Consider the following 7,721-nt stretch of genomic DNA (forward strand, 5'->3'; position numbering starts at 1 on the left):
CTGATCGCGATTACGGTTAGATCGTCCGGTGCGTCCTTTGCGAACTTCTCGTGTCCAGGAACTCACTCACGAGAGCACTCGGAAACCCCGTTAGTTCAGCAGACTCAGGTGCGTAGTGGTAGAGCTTAGTCCGCGCGCCGATCGCTCGGTCGATCATGTCAGCAGCTTCCTCCTCGGGATCACCTTTGAATTCAAGGTTCGGGTGCTTTACCGCGTTCTTTGCATCGTTCATTAAACGTCCAATCGCGCTTTCGTCAAATGAGTCACCTGGTTCGACGAAATGCGCGCTGAAGGCTTTGATCTCCTCAAAATGCGTTCGCAGATTGCAGTTTGGAATATCCTTCAGGCAACCGCTGAAATGTTCCTCTGCCGCTCCGGCCAGATGCAATGCAGAGTAGTAGCAACGCTCGTGCAGGTATAGTCTTAAAGCGCAGGAGAAATGCTCAAGAGCAATTTGAATTTTTGGCATGGATGCTATTCGGTGGCAGCGAGGTAGGGTGGGCAAAGCGCAGCGTGCCCACGTCTATCATCCGCGTGGGCACGCTGCGCTTTGCCCACCCTACACAAACCGATCCTAGACTCTACGCAAGGGCCACCCGCCGCTTCCCAAACCCCGTCGCCTGCTCAAAAGCATACCCCAACTGCAACACCCCGAAATCGTCCTGATGCCGCCCCACAATCTGCAACCCCACCGGCAACCCCTTCGGCGTAAACCCGCAGGGGACAGATATCGCCGGGTAGCCGGTGACGGTGATGTAGTAGCAGGACTTCATCCAGTCGATGTAGGTCGGCAGCTTGATGCCGTTGATCTCGTCGATGTAGGGTTTCTTGATGTCGAACGGTGCAACCTGCATGGTTGGCAGCAGCAGGAATTCGTACTTTTCCATGAAGCGGTGTAGGCGCTGATATAGCGCGGTGCGCTTGACTTCGGCGGCGGCGATTTGCGCGCCGGTCAACTTGCGGCCTTCTTCGATGTTCCATACCACGGTGTCTTTCATCAGCGCGCGGTGTTGATCGAGCGTGCGGCCGTGCTTGGCTTCGAATTCCAGCGCGCGAAACACTTTGAAGATTTCGTCGGCGTCGGTGAAATCGGGTGTCGCGTCGTCGACGATGCAGCCGATGGATTCCAGCGTTTTGCGTTGCGGTGCGACGGCATTGGTGACTTGCGTTTCGAACGGCAAGCCGCCGAGGTCGATCGACCAGGCGATCCGTGTGCCTTTGAAATCTCGCGTCAGCGGCGCGGCGAATTGGCTGCCGCCTTGGGCAATCGACGTCGGCGCGCGCGAGTCGAAGCCGGCCATGACGCTCAGTTGCAGCGCGACGTCTTGCACCGTACGTCCCATCGGGCCGGGCACGCCCATGGTGTTCCAGGCGATCTTCGCCGGGTAGCTCGGCACGCGGCCGATGGAGGGGCGCATGCCGACGACGTTGCAGAAGCTGGCCGGGATGCGCAAGCTGGCGGCGAGGTCGCGGCCGTCGGAGAGGAGCAGGCGCACGCGGTCGGTGCGGGCCACCGGCAGGGGCGGCGGGGCGGTCTTCATCTGGCAATAGGGCCGCCAGACATGGCGGGCGCCGGCGGTGAACCAGGCAGGCGGATTGTTCATGGGCGCGTCCCTAGACGAGGTTCCGCGGCGAGAGCTAGTCCGCTCGACTGCGCTGGGGCATACGGCCCGCGCATGAGCGACACCCTGACGGCCTTCGCCCAGGCCAAGATCCGCAGCCTCGATGAACAGTCCCTGCTGCGCACATTGAAGCCCACGCGCCGCCTCGACGGGGTCTGGGTGGAGCGCGAGGGGCGCCGGTTGATCTCGTTCTCGTGCAACGACTACCTGGGGCTGACCCACCATCCGGCGGTGAAGGCCGCCGCCGCGGCCGCCGTACAGGCTTACGGCGCGGGGGCGGGGGCCTCGCGACTGATCACCGGCGACACGCCGCTGATCTCGGAGCTTGAGCGGCGGCTGGCGGCGAAGAAGGGTGCGCAGGCCGCGTGCGTCTTCGGCTCCGGCTATCTGGCCAACCTGGGGATCATCCCGACGTTTGCGGGGCCCGGTGACCTGATCCTGGCGGATGAGCTGGCCCACGCCTGCATCTGGGCAGGCGCCAAGCTTTCGGGCGCGGAGGTCGTGACCTTCCGCCACAACGATGTCGCCGATTTGGAGGCGAAGCTCACGGCCGGGCGGGCGGCCGCGCGCCATGCCCTGGTCGCCACCGACGGGGTGTTCTCGATGGACGGCGACGTGGCGCCGCTGGACCCCATCAGCCGCGCCTGCCGCGCCCACGACGCCTGGCTGCTGGTCGACGACGCGCATGGCTTCGGCGTGTTGGGCGAGGGCGGGGCGGGGGTGCGCGCACTGTTTCCGGAGGCGCGGATCGACCTGCAGATGGGCACGCTGTCGAAGGCGCTGGGCGGCTACGGCGCCTATGTCTGCGCCACGGCGCCGGCGATCGCCCTCCTGAAGACCCGCGCCCGGACCCTGGTCTACACCACCGGCCTGCCGCCCGCGAACGCTGCGGCAGCGCTGGCGGCGCTGGATGTGATCGAGGCCGAGCCCGAGCGGGTGGCCGCGCCGCTGGCCAAGGCGCGACGCCTGACCCGGGCGCTGGAGCTGCCGGTGGCCACCAGCGCCATCGTCCCCATCGTCATCGGCCCGGCGGACCGCGCCTTGCAGGCCGCGGCGGCGCTGGAGGCGGAGGGGTTGCTGGCGGTTCCGATCCGTCCTCCGACGGTGCCGGCCGGTACGGCTCGGCTGCGGCTCGCGTTCACGGCCGGCCATGCGGACGCCGACGTGGACCGGCTGGCCGCCGCCGTCCGGCCCTGGCTGGCGGGCGCATGAGCCGCGCCGTCTTCATCGCCGGAGCGCACACCGACATCGGCAAGACCCACGTGGCCTGCGCCCTGCTGGAGGCGGCGCGCGCCGAAGGCCGGTCGGTCGAGGCCCTCAAACCCGTGGTCAGCGGCTTCGACGACGCCGACTGGAGCGCCAGCGATCCTGGCCGGCTGCTCGCCGCCCTGGGATGCCCGCTGGACGCGACGGCGCTGGAGGCCATGAGCCCCTGGCGCTTCACCGCTCCGCTCGCCCCGCCGATGGCGGCCCGCCGCGAAGGCCGCACCCTGATGCTGGGTGAGGTCGCCGCCTTCTGCCGCGCGCGGCTGGCCGCGACCAACGCCGATCTCGTCCTCGTGGAGGGAGTCGGCGGGCTGATGTCGCCGATCGCCGAGGACGCCACCGGGCTGCAGTTGATGACGGCGCTCGGCCTTCCGGCCCTGCTGGTCGGCGGCTCCTACCTGGGCGGGATCAGCCACACGCTCACCGCCCTCGAGGCCGCCCGCGCCCACGGGGTCACCGTGGCGGTCGTGGTGATAAGTCAGAGCGGTGATGCCGAGGCGCCCGACTTCGGCGACACGCTCGCCGACGTGCGCCGCTTCGCCGGCGGGCTTCCCGTGATCGCCGCCCCACGGGGCGCCCAGGTCGGGTGGCCTCAGTCCGCGCTGGCTCTCCTCAGCCCCTGAGGCGCGCGCCGTCTTGGTAGATGGTGCGCTTCGCCGGTTTTGGTGCAGGATGGGCGGCCCACACAGCGGAGGCCGCCGATGCCCGCTCTCACCCACCTGCCCGCCGACACGCCGGCCGCCGACATCGTGGCGGTGCTGGAGCGCGATGGGGCGGTGATCCTCGACGATATGCTGGCGCCGGCCGAGGTCGACGCCGTAGTCGCGGACCTCAAGCCCTACGTGGAGGCCACTCCGGTCGGGCGCGACGCGTTCAGTGGCGACAAGACCACCCGGACCGGGGCGCTGGTGGCCCGCTGCCCGCGGGTCCGGCCGCTGGTGATGGACGCCCGCCTGCATGCGCTCTGCGACGCGGTGTTGGCGCCTAACTGCCTGCGCTACCAGCTCCACCTCACCCAGCTGATCCGGATCATGCCGGGCCAGCCGGCGCAGCCGATCCACCGCGATCGCTGGGCCTGGGGCCGTGGGCTGGGCGGCGTGGAGCCGCAGCTCAACACGATCTGGGCGCTCACCGAGTTTACCGAGGCCAACGGGGCCACCCAGGTGGTTCCTGGCTCGACCAACTGGCCCAACGACCGAAAGGCCGAGCCGCAGGAGATCGCGCGGGCGACGATGCGGCGGGGGTCGGTGCTGGTCTACACCGGCTCGGTGTTCCACGGCGGCGGCGCCAACGTGGCCGACGGCGACCGGTGGGGGCTGAACATCACTTTTGCGCTGGGCTGGCTGCGCCAGGAGGAGAACCAGTACCTCTCCTGCCCGCCGGAGATCGCCCGAACGCTCGAGCCGGAGCTGCAGGCGCTGCTGGGCTATGCGATGGGCAACTACGCGCTGGGCTACTTCACCCCGCCGCTGCCGCCCGGCGAGGGGCCGGAGACCGTGCCGCCGGAGTACGCCCTCAGCGGCGTCGACACCGGCACGATGGGCGGCGCCGACCTGCTGGCGGCGACGATCGCGGCCGCAGCGCGCGAGACCGCGAGGGCTTAGGCCGGGTTAAGCTGGGTCCAGGCCAAGGGCACGAAGTAGCCCAGCAGCAGCAGGCCGAACCCGATGATCACGATTCGTCCGATCAGCTTGGAGCGGCGGACGCGTTCGGCCTCGCGGGCGGCCTCGGGATCGGTGGGAAGCGTCATCCCCTCACATAGGCTCAGGGAGCAACGTGCCTCAAGGCCTGTGCGTCGCGTCCCGCGATTGGTGGGTGCGATGGAGAGGGGGTCTGGCTCTGGCGCTGTCCGGTGGCATTCTATATCCGGTGCGTGTGATCGAGCACCCGACCGGCCCCACTTCGCAGAGCTTTGTCTCCCAGCGCCTGCGGCTGCACTACGTGGACTGGGGCAACCCGACGGCGCCGCCGCTGATCCTGTTGCACGGCGGGCGCGACCATTGCCGCAACTGGGACTGGGTGGCCCAGGACCTGCGGCGCGACTTCCACGTCATCGCCCCGGACCTGCGCGGCCATGGCGACAGCGCCTATTCGCCCAGCGGCGACTATTCGATGGCCGCATTCGTCTACGACTTGGCCCAGCTCATCCACCAGCAGCGCCTGGCGCCGGTCAGCATCGTGGCCCACTCGCTGGGCGGCAACATCTCGCTGCGCTACGCCGGCGCCTTCCCGGACACCGTCGCCAAGCTGGTGGCGATCGAGGGCATGGGGCCGTCGCCCGCCATGATCGCCGAGCGCGGCAAGCGGACCGCCGCGGAACGCATGCGTTACTGGGTGCAGGAGACCCGCGCGCTGGCCGGCCGGGTCCCACGCCGCTACGCCTCCATCGAGGAGGCGTTCGCGCGGATGCAGGCCGAGAATTCGCACCTGACGCCCGAACAGGCCCGCTATCTGACCCTCCACGGCGTCAGCCAGAACGAGGACGGGACCTACAGCTGGAAGTTCGACAACTACATCCGCTCGTTCTCGCCGGTGGATTTCAGCCCCGAGGAACTGCACGCGCTGTGGGGCAATATCGCCTGCCCGATCCTGCTGGTGAACGGCGCCGAGAGCTGGGCGTCAAATCCGGAGAAGGACGGTCGCGCCGCCCACTTCAAGGACGTCCGGGTGGTGGAGTTCGAGCGCGCCGGCCACTGGGTTCATCACGACCGGCTGGAGGACTTCGTCGCTGAGGTGGGAAGGTTCCTGGGCGCTTAGCGCCTGAGGCCTTGGGCCGCCGCCCGGCGCGCCCTATGTGGACGCCTAACCCTGCGTTGGAGCGCTCATGTCCCTGTCCTTCTACGACGTCTCGATCCCCGGCTACCTGCACATGCTGAAGAACCTGGCGGCTGTGCTGGAGAAGGCCGAGGCGCATGCCAAGGCGAGCGGCGTCGATCCGGCCAGCTACCTGGAAGCGCGCCTCGCACCCGACATGCATCCCCTGACCCGGCAGGTGCAGATGGCCAGCGACGCGGCCAAGGGCGGCGCCGCGCGCCTGGCCGGCATGACCCCGCCGAGCTACCCCGACACGGAAACCACCTGGTCGGAAGTGAAGGCGCGCATCGCCAAGACCATCGCCTTCGTGGAGTCGATCAAGCGCGAGCAGGTGGATGGCGGCGAGGGTCGCACCATCGAGCTGCCGTTGCCGGGGCGGACGATGACCTTCACGGCCGTCGACTTCCTCAGCCAGTTCTCCCAGCCGAACTTCTTCTTCCACGTGGTGACCGCCTACGCGGTGCTGCGCGCCCAGGGCGTGCCGCTGGGCAAGATGGACTACCTGGCCGGGGCCCGCTCGGCGGAGCTGGCGGGCTAGCCGTGGTTCCGCTCTCCGTCCTCGACCTGTCGCCTGTCGTCCAGGGCGGCAACGCCACCCAGTCGCTGCAGGCCAGCCGCGCGCTGGCCCATGCGGCCGAGCGGCTGGGCTATCGGCGCTACTGGCTGGCCGAGCACCACAACATGGCTGGCATCGCCAGCGCCGCCACGGCGGTGGCGCTGGCCTATGCGGGCGAGGGGACCTCGACCATCCGGCTGGGCTCGGGCGGGGTGATGCTGCCCAACCACGCCCCGCTGATCATCGCCGAGCAGTTCGGCACCCTGGAGGCGATCTACCCAGGCCGCATCGACCTCGGCGTCGGCCGCGCGCCCGGCACCGACCAGCTCACCGCCCGGGCACTGCGCCGCAACCTGGCTGGCGGCGTCGACAACTTCCCGCAGGACGTCCTGGAGCTGATGGCTTTCCTGAAGGACCCGCAGCCGGGGCAGCAGATCCGCGCTGTGCCGGGTTCGGGCTCGAACGTGCCGGTGTGGATCCTGGGCTCCAGCCTCTATGGCGCCCAGCTGGCGGCGGCGCTCGGCCTGCCGTTCGCCTTCGCCTCGCACTTCGCGCCGCAGATGCTGGACCAGGCGGTCGCCATCTACCGGGATCGGTTCGAGCCGTCGGAGTTCGGCGAGGCCCCTCGGGTCATGCTGGGGATGGGGCTGGTCGCCGCCGACAGCGACGAGGAGGCCCATTTCCTGTTCAGCTCCGTGCAGCAGGCCTTCCTCAACATGCACCGGGGCCAGCCGGGCCTGCTGCCGCCACCGCGCGAGGACACGGACGGTTCGCTGGCCGCCGCGACCGCGGCGCCGGGGTCGCCCCTCTCCAAGGCCGTGGTCGGCGGCCCCGAGACGGTGCGCGCGGGCCTGCAGGCGTTCATCGCCGAGCACAGGCCCGACGAGGTGATCATCTCGGCGCAGATCTTCGACCAGGCCAAGCGCATCCGATCCCTGGAGATCGCGGCCGAGGCCCGCGACGCCCTGGCGGGCGTGGCCGACTGACAGCGCCGGGGTCACATGGACGGCTCGCGGGGTCGGAGGTGCGAGAGCGGGCCCTCCTCTACGAAGAACTGCGGGAAGAGGTCGTCCCAGTCGGGATTGTCCCGCTCGATCAGGTTGATCTTCCACTCGCGCTTGTACTTCTTGAGCCGCTTCTCGCGATGGATCGCGGCCTCGATGCCGTCATGCAATTCGTACCAGACGAGGCGTTTCACACTGTGCTGCTTGGTGAACCCCTCGTAGACGCCTTCCCGATGCTGACCGACGCGCCCCACGAGATCGCTGGTGACCCCGATATACAGCGTCCCGTGCTTGCGACTGGCCATGATGTAGACCGCATTCACCGCCGCCTCCGCACCCTCCGCGATCGTCATGGCCCGGCTTGTCCGGGCCACCCATGATCTCCATGGGGCTGGATGAAGCCGGGCGGCGCCGCGGCATGCAACCCGCATCGCAGTGTTCATGGGTGGCCCGGACAAG

General features: G+C 68.8%; 10 protein-coding genes. 6 read left to right on the plus strand and 4 right to left on the minus strand.

Translation table 11 applies throughout. The features are described from left to right. Positions 1-16: 16 nt before the first annotated feature. On the minus strand, positions 17-469 hold the full coding sequence (locus tag QZV94_RS20680; protein ID WP_293681334.1) for a hypothetical protein: 453 nt from the start codon (positions 467-469) through the stop codon (positions 17-19). Positions 470-581: 112 nt separating this feature from the next. Then, on the minus strand, positions 582-1,604 hold the full coding sequence (locus QZV94_RS20685; RefSeq protein ID WP_293681337.1) for an amidase family protein: 1,023 nt from the start codon (positions 1,602-1,604) through the stop codon (positions 582-584). Positions 1,605-1,676: 72 nt separating this feature from the next. Between QZV94_RS20685 and bioF the strand changes: the two genes are divergently transcribed. The 3 genes from bioF to QZV94_RS20700 all read left to right on the plus strand — a co-directional run bounded on the left by bioF (position 1,677) and on the right by QZV94_RS20700 (position 4,492). Next, positions 1,677-2,834, plus strand: a complete 1,158-nt coding sequence (gene bioF, locus QZV94_RS20690) for an 8-amino-7-oxononanoate synthase (protein WP_293681340.1) — start codon at positions 1,677-1,679, stop codon at positions 2,832-2,834. Beyond that, positions 2,831-3,511 (plus strand): dethiobiotin synthase, encoded by a 681-nt coding sequence (gene bioD / locus QZV94_RS20695; protein ID WP_293681343.1) that lies wholly within the window; start codon positions 2,831-2,833, stop codon positions 3,509-3,511. Before bioF ends, bioD begins: the two co-directional genes overlap by 4 nt. Positions 3,512-3,589: 78 nt before the next feature. Next, a complete protein-coding gene (locus tag QZV94_RS20700; RefSeq protein WP_293681346.1) occupies positions 3,590-4,492 on the plus strand; it encodes a phytanoyl-CoA dioxygenase family protein in 903 nt (300 codons plus the stop codon). Here the strand turns inward: QZV94_RS20700 and QZV94_RS20705 are convergent. Continuing rightward, the gene (locus QZV94_RS20705) at positions 4,489-4,638 is read right to left on the minus strand and encodes a hypothetical protein (protein WP_293681348.1); all 150 of its coding nucleotides are present in this window, start codon (positions 4,636-4,638) and stop codon (positions 4,489-4,491) included. The two genes, QZV94_RS20700 and QZV94_RS20705, sit on opposite strands and share 4 nt — an antisense overlap. Before the next feature lie 125 nt (positions 4,639-4,763). Between QZV94_RS20705 and QZV94_RS20710 the strand changes: the two genes are divergently transcribed. The 3 genes from QZV94_RS20710 to QZV94_RS20720 all read left to right on the plus strand — a co-directional run bounded on the left by QZV94_RS20710 (position 4,764) and on the right by QZV94_RS20720 (position 7,244). Then, the gene (locus QZV94_RS20710) at positions 4,764-5,645 is read left to right on the plus strand and encodes an alpha/beta hydrolase (RefSeq protein WP_293681351.1); all 882 of its coding nucleotides are present in this window, start codon (positions 4,764-4,766) and stop codon (positions 5,643-5,645) included. Positions 5,646-5,712: 67 nt separating this feature from the next. After that, a complete protein-coding gene (locus tag QZV94_RS20715; RefSeq protein WP_293681354.1) occupies positions 5,713-6,240 on the plus strand; it encodes a DUF1993 family protein in 528 nt (175 codons plus the stop codon). A 2-nt stretch (positions 6,241-6,242) separates the two neighbouring features. Beyond that, positions 6,243-7,244 carry an LLM class flavin-dependent oxidoreductase gene (locus QZV94_RS20720; protein ID WP_293681357.1) on the plus strand — a complete coding sequence of 334 codons (1,002 nt, stop codon included), beginning with the start codon at positions 6,243-6,245 and terminating at the stop codon, positions 7,242-7,244. An 11-nt stretch (positions 7,245-7,255) separates the two neighbouring features. Here the strand turns inward: QZV94_RS20720 and QZV94_RS20725 are convergent, their stop codons facing one another. Beyond that, complete coding sequence (locus tag QZV94_RS20725) at positions 7,256-7,636, minus strand: GIY-YIG nuclease family protein (protein WP_367255000.1); 381 nt, start codon at positions 7,634-7,636, stop codon at positions 7,256-7,258. Between the last annotated feature and the right edge of the window lie 85 nt (positions 7,637-7,721).

The organism is uncultured Phenylobacterium sp., from assembly GCF_902826855.1.
In the GTDB taxonomy this organism is placed as follows: domain Bacteria; phylum Pseudomonadota; class Alphaproteobacteria; order Caulobacterales; family Caulobacteraceae; genus Phenylobacterium.